This window comes from Pseudoxanthomonas sp. LjRoot127, assembly GCF_964253495.1.
GTDB lineage: Bacteria > Pseudomonadota > Gammaproteobacteria > Xanthomonadales > Xanthomonadaceae > Pseudoxanthomonas_A.
The window spans coordinates 1778707-1797026 of the sequence record NZ_CAXUQR020000001.1 but is presented as its reverse complement, the minus strand read 5'-3'; the positions used below and the strand labels follow the sequence as shown (position 1 = coordinate 1797026).

The 18320-nt window shown below is 61.2% G+C and carries 13 protein-coding genes; 4 read left to right on the top strand and 9 right to left on the bottom strand.

The features are described from left to right. Window positions 1–437: 437 nt before the first annotated feature. Window positions 438–1343: an AAA family ATPase gene (locus tag ACSQ19_RS08400; RefSeq protein ID WP_435996239.1), complete on the bottom strand. Its 906-nt coding sequence runs from the start codon at window positions 1341–1343 to the stop codon at window positions 438–440. 84 nt (window positions 1344–1427) lie between these two features. Then, entirely contained in the window at window positions 1428–3839 is a 2412-nt protein-coding gene (locus ACSQ19_RS08395; RefSeq protein ID WP_435996237.1) for an integrase catalytic domain-containing protein, read from the bottom strand. A gap of 1244 nt (window positions 3840–5083) precedes the next feature. Here ACSQ19_RS08395 and ACSQ19_RS08390 point away from each other — a divergent pair. Continuing rightward, the gene (locus ACSQ19_RS08390) at window positions 5084–6022 is read left to right on the top strand and encodes a hypothetical protein (protein WP_435996235.1); all 939 of its coding nucleotides are present in this window, start codon (window positions 5084–5086) and stop codon (window positions 6020–6022) included. 178 nt (window positions 6023–6200) lie between these two features. Here the strand turns inward: ACSQ19_RS08390 and ACSQ19_RS08385 are convergent, their stop codons facing one another. The 5 genes from ACSQ19_RS08385 to ACSQ19_RS08365 form a co-directional block, all read right to left on the bottom strand. After that, the gene (locus ACSQ19_RS08385) at window positions 6201–6659 is read right to left on the bottom strand and encodes a hypothetical protein (protein ID WP_435996233.1); all 459 of its coding nucleotides are present in this window, start codon (window positions 6657–6659) and stop codon (window positions 6201–6203) included. A gap of 58 nt (window positions 6660–6717) precedes the next feature. Then, a complete protein-coding gene (locus ACSQ19_RS08380) occupies window positions 6718–7149 on the bottom strand; it encodes a hypothetical protein (protein WP_435996231.1) in 432 nt (143 codons plus the stop codon). A 67-nt stretch (window positions 7150–7216) separates the two neighbouring features. Beyond that, entirely contained in the window at window positions 7217–8050 is an 834-nt protein-coding gene (locus tag ACSQ19_RS08375) for a DUF3800 domain-containing protein (RefSeq protein ID WP_435996229.1), read from the bottom strand. 108 nt (window positions 8051–8158) lie between these two features. Continuing rightward, window positions 8159–9139, bottom strand: coding sequence for a DUF3644 domain-containing protein (locus tag ACSQ19_RS08370; RefSeq protein ID WP_435996227.1), 981 nt, complete (start codon window positions 9137–9139; stop codon window positions 8159–8161). Window positions 9140–9214: 75 nt separating this feature from the next. Then, on the bottom strand, window positions 9215–9487 hold the full coding sequence (locus tag ACSQ19_RS08365; RefSeq protein WP_435996225.1) for a hypothetical protein: 273 nt from the start codon (window positions 9485–9487) through the stop codon (window positions 9215–9217). 1468 nt (window positions 9488–10955) lie between these two features. Here ACSQ19_RS08365 and ACSQ19_RS08360 point away from each other — a divergent pair. The 3 genes from ACSQ19_RS08360 to ACSQ19_RS08350 are packed head-to-tail and all read left to right on the top strand — an operon-like array spanning window position 10956 to window position 14813. Next, window positions 10956–12209: a hypothetical protein gene (locus ACSQ19_RS08360; protein WP_435996223.1), complete on the top strand. Its 1254-nt coding sequence runs from the start codon at window positions 10956–10958 to the stop codon at window positions 12207–12209. 53 nt (window positions 12210–12262) lie between these two features. Beyond that, complete coding sequence (locus tag ACSQ19_RS08355; RefSeq protein ID WP_435996221.1) at window positions 12263–13117, top strand: DUF2272 domain-containing protein; 855 nt, start codon at window positions 12263–12265, stop codon at window positions 13115–13117. 19 nt (window positions 13118–13136) lie between these two features. Then, a complete protein-coding gene (locus ACSQ19_RS08350) occupies window positions 13137–14813 on the top strand; it encodes a hypothetical protein (RefSeq protein ID WP_435996219.1) in 1677 nt (558 codons plus the stop codon). 13 nt (window positions 14814–14826) lie between these two features. Here ACSQ19_RS08350 and ACSQ19_RS08345 read toward each other — a convergent pair whose 3' ends face one another. After that, complete coding sequence (locus ACSQ19_RS08345) at window positions 14827–17697, bottom strand: protein kinase domain-containing protein (protein ID WP_435996217.1); 2871 nt, start codon at window positions 17695–17697, stop codon at window positions 14827–14829. Beyond that, window positions 17694–18245, bottom strand: coding sequence for an ECF-type sigma factor (locus ACSQ19_RS08340; protein ID WP_296281390.1), 552 nt, complete (start codon window positions 18243–18245; stop codon window positions 17694–17696). Before ACSQ19_RS08340 ends, ACSQ19_RS08345 begins: the two co-directional genes overlap by 4 nt. Window positions 18246–18320 lie beyond the last annotated feature (75 nt).

The window sequence follows — 18320 nt, the reverse complement described above, 5'->3', positions numbered from 1 at the left end:
TCCACGGAGAATGCAGTCATGCAACGGACAGCGGGTCACAAGATGAAAATGCCATGCCAACATTTCATAAGAGGTTTCGTGATTCCAGTCGTTCAAACACAAAGGACACCAGCGTCTTTCTCTTTGAGCTAAGCCCCTTAGTCCCCGCTCAGTGACCCTCCCCAGGTTGTATACGGTGCCGCAATGCAAACTCTCGACGCCGGTGACTCTCTTGAGATCAGCTATGGATGACAAGTACACATACCCTGGGCCACATATCGCCGAGACAGGGGGCATGCCGCTGACATGCCAGCCCTCCAAGATATCGCACGCCCGAGTCCCGACAGTCCATACGAGCCTCGCCAAGTAATGATCGAGCGACTCAACGGCACTCGTGCCGAGGCCATGAAGCTCAATGGGAGGTAGTGGCGTCCAAGAGTTTCCTAGCACTGGACTCTTCACTCCCATAGCTCCTTGATCTGAGATGACCGGGCAGCAACCGAACCAGCGGCCATAGCCTTCTCAAACATGTGGATGTCGTTCCAAATGGTTTCGAGGTCGCTCTGCGAGCAAATCGAGCGCTCTACATGGGACCACCCTATTCCTCCGCCACCCTCTTCCGAAGCGAGCATCGCCGCACGCTCTAGAAGCTTGTCTAGTTCTCCGATAACGCCCCCGGTCGCTGCAAGCACTTCCGCATCGGAGCGCAGCAACGCTCGCACGTCGCAGCCCTTGTAGTGAGAGGCTCTCGAGCGGATCAGCGTCGCGAAGGCTTGTCTGTCCTCTGGCCTTCTCTCACTGTATGGCGGCACCCAGATGATATCTACTCGGCGCCGCAGCTCAGAGTGAATAGACCACATCTTCACTACTTCCGGGACGCCGGTCATGACGAAGCTTACGTTGGCATCCTCTGCAAACGCCATCAGATGCAGCGTGTGATCAGTCGGCCGCTTGTTCGCCCGATTCTTCAGAAAAGAGTTCGCTTGGTCAATTGATATTACGTTGCATGCTCTTGCTCGAAGCATCTGTTCGACACAATCCCATGTGTCCGACTCGGTTAGCTTTCGACCTTCCCTGGCACTCCACCAGTCTCCTGCCGCCTCCAGCCCTTTCAGCACATCCGGCGGAAGGGTCGACTTTCCGTCAATTTCAAACCACCGCACTGTGGGAACACGCAATTGCCTAAGCAAGGACTTCGCAAGGGAGAAAGAGCTGAAATAGGATTCCGTTTGAAGTCGTGCGTTACATTCGATAGCGGGGATCTTGCCTTTCGGCCAGTTCCTTGGGTGTCCATAGACTTCCCGCATAACAGAATGGCGAAGCGTGGTCTTGCCGACACCACTGGGACCGACGATGAATATCATACGGCCCGGCCTAAGACCGTCCATCGCCGCGACAAGCCGCCTTCTTGGGCCAACATAGTGCGGATGGAGTGTAAGCGCCATGTCTCAGCCCTCACTGTCAAACAGAGGGCCTTCCAAATCGGGCTTACGTGTCTTTTCCTTCTTTTCCGTTTTTGTCTTCTTCGGACGGATCGCATCATCAACCTTAGCCAAACTGTTCGTCTTGGCTTGCTCGATTCTGTCGTGGAGCTGCTTCCGAAGTAGCCTCTTAACCTCCCGGCTTAGCCTACGCGCGGTCGGTGCGTAGCACATATCAAAGATCCTCTCTAAGCGATCCTCGCTCGCCACACTCTGGACGCGTCGATGGAAGGCTTTTAACCAGCGGCCACCGATCCTAACGTAGAGAATTGCCGGGTCCTCGCAGTCGATACGAGCCTCCTCAACTTTGCGACGCCCCTTTATCTCGGCTTGGAGCTCCATACTTGTATAGACCCCCTCTTCGATTCTGACCGAGCCCCGGTCAGTCAGCTTGATTGCCCTTCCCAAGGGAATAGCGGTAGCGAGCAGGAATGCATCATCGAGCTCTCGCTTTGCACCCATGCAGCCGAATTGGTCCAGGATCGCTTGCCGCCGCTCAATGGGTGAAAGGTTGTCCCCGCCTGGAGAGTGAGGCATATCCTCATAAACAAATTTCTCGATGAGCTCGTTCACCTCAATAAAGGTCATCCTCGCCGTCTTATGGCTCTTGTGCTTCCCGTCCACCGCTCTACCTCTTCTGTCAGGAAGAGTGCTTCCGAATAGACGGTGCGACACCTGAGTGTTTGCATAGTTGTTGGCCGACTCGGCGAACTGGTTCCATGCGCTGCCAGCGGTTGGCGAATAGCGTACGGAGATCGTTCCCTCGCAGAACCTTTCCATCCACTTCGACGTATTCTCCGGGCCGCGATCGACGTGGATAGTTCTCGGAAGGAAGCCATGCCGGCGTACGATCTGCCGCATCAGAATCGCTAAGCCCTCCGTTCTGGAAGGACCAAAGATCAAGACGAATGCGAGAGGGTAGCCAGATGAGCCATCTATCGCGATGTAGAAGGTAGCGCAGAGAAGCAGTATTTCGCCGGTCGACCCGTCGACCATTCTCATATCGATCGGCGTGGAATCGATATGGGCGATCTCACCGTAGCCCAGTGGGGCTGCGGACGTGTACCTAGGGTCCGTGTTCCTTCGGACACGCTGAAATGAGCGCATACCCCCAGACGTGAGTGCATGTCGCTGTGGGTTCTGCTCCCTTATTGCTTTCACCAGCGCCGTGAGGCCGGCAACTGGAATACCAAGCCGCTCACACTCGCTGGCGTAGATGTGGCATGCGTCTCTTTGGCAACTGACCCGCCCTCTGTTCCAATACTCTTCGACAATCTTCACCCTGAGCACGACGTACTGGTCGGGCAGCCTCGGAGTCTTATTGCCAGAGGCGTGATACCTGGTTAGACATACAGCAAGGGCTGACTTTCCCGCGCTCCTCGCCTGCCGAACAACCTTCGCAAGCCGCTTCACAAGCTTGGTCGGCGCAAGATCCAGCCCATTGATGTACCGATCAACCCTCTCCAGGCGGAGCCTAGCTTTCTCCAGATCAGTCCTTGATGCAGTCAGTGTTTCATCGCCAAGCTCGCCAAGCGGCTTGAGTCGGTCCGATACTTCAGCGGCAACTGCGTTTGCATAAATCTCAGCTTGGCTCAACGTCGGAAAAAGATAGAATTTCGACTGATTGCTAATAGAGACTGACCTGCACGGCCCGAATGCGTAGCCCTGCGCCAGCATCAGGAGCGCGACCCTGCCAGTGAAGCCAGCTGAAGCATTCTGAAGGTCAGCGATACTTTGAGGCCGCCTCTCAATGAGATGGGCCGCCGTCTCACAGGCCCGGGCCTCATAGTCCGTGTATGGCAAGCGTTTGGCATCGTAGATTGCGGTCAAGTTCTTCAGATAGATAGCCGGATGTTTCGGCCCCACCCAGACTTTGAACGCGATACCTCGTGCTTTCGCCCACTCTTCGTAGGGTTTGCACGTCCATGCTCCCTCTACTTCGGACCAGTCGGGATGCCCCTCGCCGATCTTCTTATGAAGCCATTCTTCCTGCTTGCACTCAACGAGCTCGACTGACGACCTTCTGAGCACTAGGAAGTCGATGTGAGCCGAGCTTACGTGCAATCGTCCATCGGACCTCTCCCTGATTACCTCGACACATAGCACCTGTGCGTAGTAGCCAAGGACCTCTGGGTCTAGCTCGAGTTCATACGCACACGGGAGCTCACACGTGTGGCTTTCGAGCGTTCTCGGACTACCGTTCTTTAAGGAGTCAAATCTCGTTACGACGTTGGTCAACGCGCCAGCGCCTACGCGTCTCTGGCCCGACCCTTTGATTGCTTCCTCCACGCGTCGGATGTTCTCGTACGACAGCCCCGCAGCGGCGTAGATGCCGCGGCGCGTCTGCTCATCTGGTCCACCAATCTCCATCTTGTCCACAACGACCTCCCACCGGGCTAGCCGGCTTAGGGCATAGGGCGCCCGTGCCAGGCGCCGGAAGCGCTTGACAGGGCGTTTAATAAGGGGGAGATTTCGGACTTAGCGATTGTTTGCGAAATCGGAGAGCCTGCTCGGTGCCAGCCTTGCGGGCTTTCTTTTTCCCCGCCGACGGGGTGTCTCAGCTCGTATCCACGCTATCCTCCTGTTTTTCCTAAGCTTTCCAGAGCGCTAGCTAGTTCGACCGCGTCCACTGGATAGTGCGGCTCCATGCCTAGCGAGCAGCCGCGAGCACCAGGCATTTCTTGTTGCCCGCCGTCGAGCCCAGCCTAGTTGCAAAGGTTCATCTCCCGCACCCAGAATTAATTCGCCTTTTGAGGTGCATTTATTCGATGAATACGGTGCATTCGGAACTCACCGATTTGGCCCCTGCTCGGCGAGGGCGTCCACCCAAGTCAAAGGTCGATCTATTTAGGGAGCGCGTGCTTCTGACCGTGCTCGCACAGCTGCCCAGTGAGGCGTCGCAGTGTCAATCTGACACGAGGGCTGCGCTTCGCGGTGGCGTCCTTACTCGAAAGCGCGAGGCCCGAATCGCCGATCACTTCCCAGTCTTTGCCGAAGCAAGCCGATGGCCGTTTCACTTGCTGGAGTCGAGGAGCTATACACCATCTAGGCTTCGCGAGCTCATAGAGACCTACGAATGTGAGCCGTCATACCTACTTTCGCATCGGCGCATCGAACTGCCCGCCTGTAGCGACGGACAAGTAATTTTCTTCCCGGCAAGAGACCCTGCATCACTGCTTTGGAGGGGCGATTTGTATGGGTACCTAGCGCTGCTTACGCAGTTTCGGTTGTCGGAGTTGAATGGCGACGTGGCAACGCAATGGACAACGGCGAGGTATCTGGCTCGCTCTATCCCCGGCGCATGTCAACATCCCGCCATTGTTCGGAACGCGCGGACGTTGATTTCTCTCACTATGCGACTGCTCAGTCTCCTTCCCCATGCTTGCGTCCCCGTAAGGATTGATCGTCATCAAACCCTCGCACTCGTGCGCCGCAGATCGAGCTACAGTGCCGACTCTATTCTTGACCCTCTTGTCCATTACTCCCTTCGTGCGTGCACACCCGACCAAGCAACACTTGTGATTCCGGATTGCTGAAAGGTCGCGGTCCCGTATCGCGTCGCGACACCTGAGCGCTGTAGACCCTCCTGCATCCAAGCAATCTCCCTTGCGGACGCTAGACGCGTGAACGTCGAACCCTCCTTGCAGCTGTCGATGACCCTGAAGTTCAGGCATCCCATCACGGTCTATTCGCTGGTGCCCGGCGGCGTCTCGCCATTGGCCATGACCAGTGCGGTCATCCACCTGCTCGATCGCAACGTCGTCAGCTGGATCGGCCGCAGGCCTCACGACGAACCGGAAAGCGCGCGCGACGCTGCCATGCATTGGTGGCTGCAATTCCTAGACACGCCTACGCAGGCTATCAATCCAGTGCTGTGTGCGTTCGAGGGCAACAAGAGTCAGATACCAACTCTGGACGATTTCAAGGACGAGTACCGGCGATCCCTTGAGAAGATCGGTGCCTATTTCCGCAGCGCCAGGATAGTTCGACACGGGGACGATGACTTCCTTCAGCTCTATCAGAATGTCGTTGACCTACATGCGCGGCATCGTGCAGAGGCGGATTTCCTATGCGAAATTTCGCCCGAGATCGCCGAGAGACGTCCACGGCGCGAACTTCCCGCCATCCGAGATCGAATCCTCGACGCGGCTCAACGCAATGGCCTAGGCGCCTCGCTTGTGCTCATTGCAACCCTGTCCTGCTTGTACGAGGGTGCGAATGAGGCAACCGCGTCGGCGGCCAGAGGCGTCATCAAGCCCAAACTGAAATATGACGCCAAGGCCGCTCACAATGCAGTATCGGATGTGCGCGCCGTCGAGATGCTTGCAGCGGGCGTGCCCCTAGGACCGGAGACGCTGGGACTGTGCACCGGAGACCGTAGGCTGGCGCGCTTCTGGGATGCGCTGGGGATCACGTCCGCCATCTGGAACGGTAATAACACATGTACCGTGAGCCAGAGGATGTCTTCGCGATTGTTCCCCATCCTGACCGATGTCCAATGCCGTGAACTTTCGGAGATGCTGGCCACGCGCGGATTCGCTGACCACGACCTGGAGGATTAGTGCACCCCGCTCGTAGCTGGTTCTGGGACGATGAAAGACCCAAGCGCGGGAAGCGGACGGTTTCGTAGCCTAATGCTCCTCAGAAGCTCGCTTCCGGGTTCATGCGTGGCTGGCGACCCTCATGACGTGACGATAGAAAGGACTACCTGCGCGAAGCGGGTTCGGCTTGATTTAACTATTAGGTGCGACCCACATGGATGAGGTCCGTCACCGCCCTTATAACCTCCTCCACCTCTGTCCTTCCAAGCTCCTGAAGAGGGTTGATGTAGTCCCACTTGGACATTTGAGGATCATCGCCGCTTTCTGCGACCTCGATCATGGTGTAGAGGTGCCAAGCGCGCTTGTGGAGTTTATGGATTCGCTGAGCCACATCCGGTGGAAGGTAGATGGCGGAGGGAGCCACCGATTTGATGTAGAAAGCATCAATCTCTTCTTCAGTTGGATGTATATCCATTCCCATGAAGAGCGCTCTGAAGGCAAGCAGGCCGTCATAGATTTCCTTGCGGGGCTGGTGTAACCCAATCTTGTTCGACGCTTGTGCAGCTTTCGCAGAGGTACGGGCGTAAACCGCAGACACGACGGCTACAAGAAGTGCGACCGCCGCCAGAAAATCGCTGAAGCCTCCCAAACCTGCCATAAGCACCTAATGCCTGAAATGAGTCGATCCGCGAAGCTGGTCCCGTTTGAAAAAATTTTTAGACATCAGCTCGCAGTGCATCGAGTGAAGATTTGCATCGAGAGATGAACTCATCCCTGAGCGGCGGATAGCTAGCTTTGTCATTCTTTTCTTTCTGATGATGATCTATCACGCAGGAAACCACCTTCCTAGCCAGCCCTCCTAACTCAGGAGACACCAAGCGAATCCTGGCCTCCAGATTCATTATGGGCTTGATGACCTCAGTTGAATCTGGATCCTTGTCGAAGGATGACAGCATTCCAAGATTCGCGCTTGAAAGAAAATCGGCGTAAAGCGTCTCTCTCTTGTCAATCTCTCGGTCTATGCGCGCGAGTTTCCATTCCAACTTGCGCATAGATCGGGTAGAGAGGTACGAGGAGACGCCGCCGACAATTGAACCGAGAAGAGCGGCCGAAACACCTATGACTGCAACAACAAGCTGAGTGTCCATGGCTGATGTCAACGCCTGAGCTAAGCCGCGCCGCGAAGCTGCGTCCGCGCGGACGAATTGTTAGGGCTCACTTTCCTCTACCTTTGCTGGATAAGGTTTGCTTATAGAGCGGAACTAGATGATTGGGTACACCACCAGATTGTGCGATTCGGTAGGACTCATTGACTACCGCGGTCATTCGCTCAAGGTCGTAATAGTTGCAGTAGTTTGACTGGCTAACATTGCTCATCTCACCGACCAGCCAGTTGAATGACTCTTCTTCGGGGTTGTCGGTGTTCCTGCGGATGCACCAAGCCCAGAGATCAGCTGCTTGGATCTGAGGAAAATCATCGTCTTTGCAGAAGATCAGATCGTCAGGCAGTAGGGCCGACTCAACTGGATGGGCGTGCCGCATTAGCTCGGAGATAAACGGTAGCCACTTTCTAGCTCGCTCACCGAAGATCAGTTGTTCGTCGAAGTAGGCTTCAAACCTCTCTCTCCAGCCGCACTCCTCCCACAAGTCAAAGCAAGTACCCAGTACCAGCGTGTGCAAGCACCAGAAGTATGGCTCCGAACTTGGCTTTCCCAACTTTGACCAAGTGTTTGCGTGGGCGTCTAGATCAATTGCGGTCCAGATTGCGAACTCAACATAACGATTGATGATTGCAGCCAGCTTTCTAAGGCGATCATCTCGTTGCTGTTTTGTGAACTTGTGGAATGCGCCTGTAAGCGTCGCAGCCTCTCTCATCTTGAATAGAGGAATCTCTGGCTGCTCGCTCAGGCATTCGCGCCATTCTGCGCAGAACCCTCTCCAGCGCACTGAGTCGGAAACGAGTCCGGCGAGAACAAAGTGTTTGCTGTGGCCTTTCCCGCCACTATCGTCGACGAATAGTTGCGCTGGCATTTGCTGTGGACTGGCCATGAGAGTCGGTGTGACCAAAAACGCCGCGTTAAGCGACCGGGGAATACATTATCAGGAACACGATAGCCTCTCCCCGCAGTCTGCTTGAACGCATAGTTAGACGCGATCTCACACGTACTTGTCGCCTTCGGCTTCACACATCTCAATACAACGCTTGATCCAGGTGTCGTACCACAACCAAGCGCCTTCGACCTCGACTCCGAAGCCTTTGCCCGGATCTCTGGCGTTCTCTCGCTTCCACATGTTGGTGTGGTCATGGTGGACCCTGAACTTCGGAAAGCCGGCCTTCCTGACCTCCGCGACCACGCTCGACGCGTTGAACTTAGGCCGCTCTACTTCCTTCTTGACCCAGTATTCCTTGTCAATGGTCTTCGCAAGCTCCGAGTTGGGATCGATGAACTCGACGACACGGTCCGCTTGGCCGGGACGGTTAACGAGTTTCTTCTTAAAGAGAAGGCGGTACGAGAATCGAGGGCTGTTGTACTCGTCGTGCGTGAGCGCCGCGTCGAACTCGGCTATGTATGCGCGCAGTCTCTCTGGGACCGAAGCCTCTGGCTTCGGGCCGTTGAGTTGTTCGCCTGTAAGCTCGACGAATTGAATGCTGTACGTCAAATGGCTATCGAGTCCGAAGCGCTTTCCGAAGAGCTTCTTGATGTAATCGTTGTAATTCAACGCGCAAGCTTGATACCTGCCGCTTAGGTAGCCATCTAGTGATCGGGTCATCTGATGCTCGATCTCGTGACGCAACCTAATGAGGAATCTGAGGTTGTTCGCAGCATCCTTGTCTATGGGGGATGCCTTATCGTTCAGGCATCGCTCGAGTTCCCAGTATTTAAACGCCCCCGTCTTTGTTCGATCGAAGCTTCTGCGCTTGCCGGTCTTAGTAAAGTATCGATACTCGACTGATTTGCGTCGGTAGTGCGCGTGTAGCATGTAAGTCCAAGCGATGATCATCAGGACGATGAACGTCTCAGACTTAAAGGTAACGCCGGGATCGTTGAAGACACGGATCGCACAGAGTGCCGCCTCCCTAGACTTTGCCAGCAACTCTAGTGAGAGCGATCCAACCGTGCGCTTTCGAGTCGCCATGTGCGTTTCCTCGCCTCAAACTCCTGAACTAAGCCGTGCCACGAAGTGGCATCGACTTGAATGAACTGTTAGGCATCACTCACAAGTGACGGTTGTGCGCTCAACTACTTTGCGCCACATGGTTTTCCGAGAGCCAGCCCCCTTATCTTTGACCCAATATTCCGAGACATTCTCACAGCTCGGACCATTTTTTGCGGCATACGTTCTGGGGTAGCCAGCAGGAGCTTCCTCGCCTATGAAGATGAGGTTGGGATCGCTGGACTGGACGGTATGATTCTTTAGAGAAGCACAGCCGCTCACAATGGTGGTAGAGAACAGAACAAACAGTACAACTGACATGCCTTTCATGACTTCTCCTTGTGTAACAGGGGGGACGCTTGGCAGTGATGCCTAACGCTTGAATTAGGCCGTGCCGCGAAACGGCGCCGGCTTGAGTGAAATGTTAGGGGCGTGTGCGACGACGCACCACAATCTGCTGCGTGATGCGACGATTAATCTTGCGTTTCCATTCGAGCTGCTTAAGCGAGAGATTTCGTTTTAGGCGGGTTGATACTAAGAAGTCGTACTCAGATTCGTAGATGAAGCCAAGCTTCAATCCGTGACGAATTACATCAAGGTTTGCATTGGCGTGAGGGTCTTTGGCTATCCGTTTGAGACCGTCGAACAGCGTGCCTGTAGAGATACCCAGGAACCGGTTGATGCAGACGTTGCCAACATAAGTTGATTCGCCTGTGATGCGATTTGTGATGTAGCAGTGCTCTTTGATCTCTTGCCCACAAGGGCAGTGATCGAAGTCCTCAGTGATCTCGACGCAACTAGATCCCACTCGGTACGCGCCACATCAAATCGATCCGACTGCGAAAGCGGAAGGATGTGCGCTTTTAGCCTTTCGAGGTTGTGCTCCACCGCTGCCTCCAAACCCACCTAACTACCTAATAGCAGGATCCCTGGGTCCGGTCATATATCACCCAAAGCGCACCGTATGGCGGGCTATCCCTTGATATCGCTTGATCTTACGGCTGCCGGATGCGGCTAACAAGCTGACGTATAGCCGGACCCACAGAGGCTATGCATAAAGGAGCGTTACGTGGGCTTGTCACGACGGGCTCGCCCTATATCGGGCGAGCTAGACCCGCCCGTTCTGCGGCCGAGTAGGCCCCTCAGATGTCTGCTTCGGGTCGGAAGTGGCCATGCCAGTATGGTGCCATCTATAGCCATCAACACGCACTGCCAAAGGAAAGCGATTTAGTGCAGTTCATTCTCTGATCCCCGATGAAAGTCAGAGATCGCGGCGATAGCTGCTTCTGCCCCTGTAATAGACCTCGCATGTTTGCGGATCGCTGTTTCTAGTGGGGCTCGGTCGATAGACGACAGGGCTTCTCGCTCCAAGAACAGTTGAGCCATGCTCTCCCGGATCTCAGCGCATAAAGCGTCATCCCGATCTGGCCTACTCCGCTCACGAGAAAGTTGGCCCGATAGAACTGCCATACGCCCTGAAATCACTTCGCGGGCTAACGCGTACAAAGATCTGTTGATCGAAGAGTTCATCGCTGACTCCTATCGCGCCCTCGTACTCTAGCTCAGCAAACGGTGGCTGCACCCCTTCTCTAGCCGTCGGAAGCCCTATAGGAACCAACTATGGCCGTGCCCAGAAGCATAGTCGGTGCCCTTGAGCGCTGCTATGGCCTAACTATGCCTAACCAAACGGGCCCAACTTTGGACTTCTGATCACGGCCGATCCGGTCCGGCCGGCGCGTGTCCGCTGGGGAGGCCTTCCTTCGCATACCTCCCCATCGCCCACTCCAGGAGCCGCCCCATGCGCCGCCCCCCGCTGACACTCGCCCTCGCCACGGTACTGGCCATCGCCCTGCCTGCCAGCAGCGCACCGCCCGCCGGCCCTGAAACGCAGGTCTGGATCGATGTCGCCACCCACTCCATGGCGGGCATGCCCGATCTCGGCGCACTGGGCGGACTGGCCGGCCGCATGATGGGGGGCGAGAAGGGTCCGCAGGCCTATCCGCAGTCGCGGAACATCCCGGCCACCCAGGGCCACGTGCTCGACATCGCGCTGTACAACCGCCTCAAGCCCGGCGTACCTGCCGAGCAGGCGGTGCCGGCGGGGCTGGGCGTCGGCAAGTCGCTGTCGCTGCTGCCGCCCCCGCCCGGCAGGGACGTCGAAGACCCGAAGAATCCCGAGATGCACGACATCGAAGTGACCATCCGCCAGTACTGGGGGTGCGGCGCGACGGTGCGCCCGGGCCAGCCGAAGGTGATGACGCTGAAGGTAAAGAACGGCCAGTTCCAGCAGGACGGCGCGCTGGCACCCGGCCTGTTCGTTCCCGATCGCGACGTCGACGTCACTCCCGGCTACGCGCTGTGGCCCAACCTGAAGAACAACCGACGCGTCGGCGAACGCTCGTCGCTGGTCGGCCCGCACCGCATGAGCGGTGAGGGCGTGCCGGCCTCGCTGCAGTTCGAGCTGGGACAGAACGCTGACTTCATGCCGAAGATCGCGCTGCAGACGCGTGGCGAACTGACGGACAGCATCGCCCTGAGCTGGCAGCCTGTGGATCGCGCCAGGGCTTATTTCCTCAACGCGATCGCCATGCAGGACGAACGCAACTTCACCGTGTGGAGCAGCGCAGAGGTACCCGGCGCCGGCCACGAACTGGTGAACTACCTGACCGGTTCGTACATCGACAAATGGTTGAAGCAGAAAGTACTGCTGGCACCAGGCGCGACCAGCTGCGCGGTGCCGCAGGGCATCTTCAAGGCCAGCGGCAAGGGCGGACAACCGGGCGGCTTCGCCTCGCTGAACATGATCGCCTACGGTCCCGAGACCAACATCACGTGGCCCCCCAAGCCTGCGGACCCGAAACAGCCATGGGATCCCGAATGGAACGTCCGCGTGCGCACCAAGGCGACCACGGTGGCGATGCTGGGCATGGACTTCAGCGAGATGGGCGGCATGCCGACCGGCGATGACGACGGCGACGGCAAGCAAGACCCCGAAAAGAAGGAAGAGGGCGGCGCGAAGAAGCTGCTGCGCGGCCTGCTGCGCAACTTCTGATCACGCCAGCGGCAGGCCTTGCGCCTGCCTCCCTCCGCCATGGATGACACCCGATGAAGCCCGCACTGCTGCTGTTGTTCGCCCTTGCCACCCTCTGGTACGCACCCACTGCCCGTGCGACCGATCCCTGTCCACAACTGCGCACCCGGACGGCGTCGACCGACGTGGCCACGCGCATCGCGGCCATCGCCTGCCAGGAGAACCACGCGTGGTTCCGCCCCTTCATCGATGCGGAAGGCCGGGTCGGTGGGCAGGCGGTCTACGAAGCGGAGAACGACGTGCTGGCCGACGGTGCGCCGGCCTGGCGCAAGGTGGCGGCGTACTGGAACGGCAGCGGGCTCGGCAGCGGTTGCGGTGGCGCGGGCGCGGCGTGCCGCAGCTTCGTGGTCGACATGCCATGGTCGGCGGCGTTCGTGTCCTGGGTGATGCGGCAGGCGCGCGTACCGGGCTTCGGCACCTCGTCGCGCCATGTCGACTACGTGCGCGCCGCGCGCCACGCATCGCCGACGGCGCCCTATCGGCTGGTCGCCCCGGACGAGGCGGCACCGGAACCCGGTGACCTGCTCTGCTACGTGCGGGGTCGGTCGCGTGCGCTGGGTTACGCGGGACTGATCGACAGCCTCGATGCCGGCGACAGCTTGCCGATGCACTGCGACATCGTCGTGTCCGCACAGGACGGCATGGCGTGGCTGGTCGGCGGCAACGTGCAGCAGACCGTCGCGTTGCGGATGCTGCGGCTGGATGCACAGGGCCGTTTCGCCGACCTGCCGGCGCGTGCGGCTGGCGATGCTGCCTGCAGCCCGGATGTCCCCGCGCACTGCAATCTCAACCGGCAGGACTGGGCTGCCCTGCTGAAGCTCCGATCAGCCGACACCCGCACGCTGCTCGCCACGACCGCCGACCGTTGACTCCTGCCGGGATATGTCCATGAAGACGCGCCTCCTCGCCTGCCTCACGCTCACGGCCTGCATGATCGCCGCGTGCTCGCGCCCGGACGCGGAATCCGGCGACGCAGGCGTCGCCGACAATCGTGCGAAATTGATGCCGACGCGCGCGCAGAGGGATGCATTCCGCGCCTCGGAGCCCGACGCCACGCTTCGAAAGATGGCGCTGTTCGATTACCTGGTGCACTACCGGGTGATGGAAGCCACCGGCATGGTCGATGCGCTGGGTGGCGAAGCGAACGCGGTGGCGGCGCTCAGGGCATGGGGCGAGCAGAACGAGCGCGCCCTGCGCGGCACGCAGGCCGATGTGCCGCGGATGATCCCCGCGGCCTTCGATGGCAGCGGCCTGGATGCCGGCTTCACCGGCCTCGCGGTGGGCGCCTTCGGCGGCCTGATCGCCGGCGGCATGGTCAATGGCGCGGTGCAGACCATGTCGGACGAACAGCTGGCCGACCTGGTCAAGGCCGGACCGGTGAAGCTGGGCGCCGACAAGGACGGGAAGGGCGGTGCGGAACTGCACTTCGGTGCCGACGGTTCGCTGGACCAGACGCTGGAATTCGACGGCAAGGCCACCGACGGGCTGTCGGGCAAGATGAAGATCAAGGTCCACATCGACGCCTGCCCGGATGCGGAAGGCAAGCTGACGGTGACGCTGAACGTGGATTCGCAGATGAACGTCGTCGGCCAGGCCGGTGCGGGCGGACATGTGCGCAGTGAATTCAAGCTCGAACGGTTCCTAGACAACGATGCGCACCTGATCCAGGACAATGCCGGATCGACGGCGAGCATGACCATGTCCGCAGGCGGCACGGTCGGCGGCAAGCCGCAGTCCTTCGACGTCAGGATGGGCTACGGACGTTCGCCCGGCAGCGGCTACGAGGATTTCGGCGACCATAGCGGCTTCAGCATCTTCCGCATGGATGAAGTGAAGCACGCGGCGCAGCTGGCCGAGCAGTCCTTCGTCTACCTGCAGATGGTCGCCGAGATGATGCTGCGCGGTGTCGGCCAGGGCGGAGGGCCGTGGGAAAGCGGCCGCTGCGTGGAGCTCAAGGTCACCAGCAATCCCGGCAAGCGCAAGGGCATCCGCCCGAGCACCGCGTTCGATCTGGAGGCCATTCCGCGCGCGAAGTCCGATGGCGCGCCCGCCGGCGGCACGGTGACCGCGACGCTCAGCGGCGGCGCGAGCCTGCAGCCCGCGGGCGGCAAGGTGCCGGCGGATGCGAAGTACGCCTATGCGGGGCCGGACAAGAAGAACGAAGAGGCCAGCATCACGTTCGAAGCGCGCAGCAAGCGCGGCGTGGGACGCGCGACGCTGGCCTTCGACACCAAGCGCCCGCAGGCTTACACCGCGGCAGGCGGGCTGGATGCGTTCTACGGGACCGGCACCGTCTGCAACCTCGGCGAGCCGTTCACGATCAGCGGAGGCGGCAATGTGGTGACCTTCACGCCGAGCAGCGAGGAGGGCGGGACCTACCGCTATCAGGGCAACATGGGCGGCGTCGGCGTCTACGGCAATGGCACGTATTCCGTCTCGGCCGACGAGCGCGGAGGCACGCTGACCGGATCAGGCAACGGGTGCGTGAAGACGCCGATGGGCACGCGCTGCAACAGCGGGACGGAGCGCTACACGCTGACGCCGATCGCGCCCTGCGAGCAGTAGCGCGCTCGCGGGTTCACAGCGTGGTGGCCAGCCGTTCCGCCGCGGCGAGATTACGCTCGCCCGGCAGCAACGCAGCGCGCAATACCGGCAGGGCGATGGCCAGGAGCTCCTTCGCCTGCGCCCTGTCGCCGCGCACCGCGACGTCGCCGGCCAGGGTGGCGCGCGCGATCGCCGCGTCGACGGCGCTTGCGCTGGACGCGAGCCGGCGGACCGCTTCGCGCTGGTGCTGCTCCGCCCGTCCCGCGTCGCCGCGCATGCGGTCGAAGGCTGCCTCGTAACCGAAGAAGTGACCGAACTGTTCGTGCGTCTGGGGCACGCCACGCCGTGTCATGCGGAGGCGCAGGTCGGCCAGCAACGGGACCCCGCGCGCCACATCGCCGATCCGGCGATACAGGCCGAGCTGGTCGCCAAGCACCAGTGCGTACTCCTCGGAGTCCTCGCCATCCAGGCGCCGCGCGCGTTCCAGCAGGCTGTCGAGCTGGCGGGCCGCGTCATCGAACCGGTCGTTGGCGATCAGCACGCGCGCGTGCGTGCGCTCCGCGCTGCGGCGGAACGTATCGTCAGGCGGAACCTCCGCCTCCAGCAGTCGTGCCATGCCCTGCGTGGAGCGTGCCAGGGCAGTCGCGTAGTCGCCGTACATGAGGTTGAGCGTGGCGATGTTGGTGAGCGCCATGGCCAGGTTGCGCGGCCCCTCGCCGGCCTGGCTGGACAGGGCGTAACTCCTGTCCAGCGCAAGCAGCGCCTCGCGGTAGCGTCCTTGACCGATCAGGGTTTCCGCGAGCGTCTGGTAGAGCACGGTTTCGCTGGCACCGCCGTACCCGCCGGTCTTCTCGCCGTCGGCGATCGCCTTGCGGATCACCTGTTCCGCTTCCCCGGACCGGCCCTCCAGCACCAGCCCGGCGACCAGGCCGCGGGTCAGGGACTGCCGCACCGGTGAATGGGCGGCGATGCCATGCTGATCGGCATACGCCAGTCCCTCGCGGCTGACCGAAAGCAGGCGGCGCCGATCGTTCTGGAAGTTGGCGGCGGTGCTGATGTCGGAGTAGATATCGAGCACGATGTCGACCGGCGGATCGTACATCTGCTTGGCGAACGCGAGCGACGCCTCGGCCCGCTTCCGGCAGGCGTCCAGGCCGAACTTCTCGACATGGCCCAGCGTGAGATGCGCCATCGCGCGCAGTTGCTGCTCGGGATCGTCGGGCGCGAAACGTCTTCGCAACGCCACGGCCTGCTCGGCTGCCGCGAACGCCTCGGCGTTGTGCTCCAGATCGGCCAGTGCATCCGAATAGGCCACCAGGTCATCGGCCAGCGCGAGCGCTTCGTCCCGCTGCTGCGGCTCGACGCCCTCGAGCCCCGCCGCGAACACGTCGACGGCGGCCTGCTGCTCCCCGATCGCCAGGTACAAACGGCCGAGCATCCGCTGGACCGGTTGCCTGACCTGGGGATCCAGGGTGCGCTGTTCGAGCTTGGCCTGCGCCTGGTCGAGCAGTTGGCGCACGCTGACTTCCCTGCTGCCGGCCTGTTCGGGCGAGGCGGCCGCCAGCGTATCGGAGAGGAACGCCAGCGTGGCCCGTGCGTTCGCAGCCTCATGCTCGGCGATACGCGCCTGCGCGCGTGCTTCGCGGGCCTGCCACACGGCGACGCCCGTACCGGCCAGCAACGCCACCGCGACGATGCCCGACGCCGCCGCCAGGGCGCGGTTGCGTCGCAGCCACAGCAACGCGCGGTCGACCCGCGACAAAGGCACCGCGCTGATCGGCCGGTCGTCGAGCCAGGCGCGCAGATCGTTCGCCAATACGTCCGCCGAGGCATAGCGCGCTTCCGGATCACGGCGCAGGCAGGCCTGCACGATCTGCGCCAGGCTTCCCCGCAACGCGCGTGCGAGCGATGCCGGGGTGTGGCCTCCGCGCTGCGCGGCCTGCTCGCTGCTGGCGTGCGACGCCGCCCGCGTCAGTGGCTCCGGATCGCGATCGAGCTGCTGCAGCTGGTGCGCCACCGGCGTTTCGCGCGTCACCCCGAACGGATGCGCGCCCGCCAGCAGGCGGTGCAGCACCACGCCCAGTTGCCACAGGTCGGTGGCGGTGGTGATGGGTGCGTCGAGCAGTTGCTCGGGCGAGGCGTATTCGAAGGTCAGCGCGCGGTCGACCGTCACTGCGCGCGTATCGGCGAGTTCCTTGGCGATGCCGAAGTCGAGCAGCTTCACCCGCCCGTCGGCATCCACCAGCAGGTTGGAGGGTTTCAGATCGCGATGGACGACCAGGTTCCGATGCGCATGGCGGACCGCATCGACCACCTGCAGGAACAGCACGATGCGCTGGCGCAGGCCTAGCTGCCGCGTGTCGCACCAGCGGTCGATCGGCTCGCCGTCGACGAGTTCCATCACGAACCACGGGTCGCCTTCGCTGCTGATGCCCCCGTCGAGCAGCGTGGCGATGTTCGGATGGCGCAGCCGGGCGAGGATCTGCCGCTCGCGCAGGAAGCGTTCGCGCGCCGCCTGCGAGTCGGTGCCGGCGCGGATCAGCTTCAGCGCGGCATGCTGCGCGTAGGCGCCGTCGTCGCGGTCGACGCGGTAGACGGCGCCCATGCCGCCATGGCCGAGGATGCCGGTGAGGCGCCAGGGACCGATGCTGCGGCCGACCAGCGCATCGCGTGCCACGTCGCCGTGCTCGTCGCGGAACGCACGGCCCCAGGCCAGCGCATCGCCGGCGAACGGTTCCGTGCCGCTCGCGTCCGCGGCCAGCAGTGCATCCACATCGGCCCGCAGCGCGGCGTCGCCGCCGCAGGCACCCGCGAGCCATGCGTCGCGCTGGGTCGGCGCGATCTCCACCGCCTCGCGGAACAGCGCCAGCGCCTGCCGGCGACGTTCGGGCCCGCCCTCGCTCACTTGCCCAGCTCCGCGAGCAGGAAAGCGCGCGCCGCGCGCCAGTCGCGCCGCACGGTACGCTCGCTGACGCCGAGCATCTGCGCAATCTCGGCTTCTTCGTAGCCACCGAAATAACGCAGCTCCACGATCTGCGCCGCGCGCGCATCGGCCTGCTGCAGGGCATCCAGCAGCTCGTCCAGCGCCAGCACTTCGACCACCGCCCGTTCGCCGCCGCCCAGCCGCGCGGTCAACGTCAGCGCTTCCACGCCGCCGCCGCGCTTCTGGGCATGCGCGATGCGCGCGTGGTCCACCAGCACCTGCCGCATCGCGCGCGCCGACATCGCCAGCAGGTGCGCGCGATCGTTGGCCGCCAGGCGTTCGCCCGTCGCCATCTTCAGATAGGTTTCGTGCACCAGCACCGTGGTGTCGAGGTTGTCGTGGTGCCGGCGCAGCTGGAGGTGGGCGGCACGCTTGAGCTCGTCGTAGAGGCTGGCGAACACCGCATCGGCCGCCCGCACGTCACCCTCGCGCGCGCGCTTCAGCAACTGGGTGACCGGTACCTGATCCATGCATCGCTCGCGGATGTGCGCCCCGGCACCCTGCCGCGGCCCCCTGCGTGACCGGATCCGGCATGCGCCGGATAC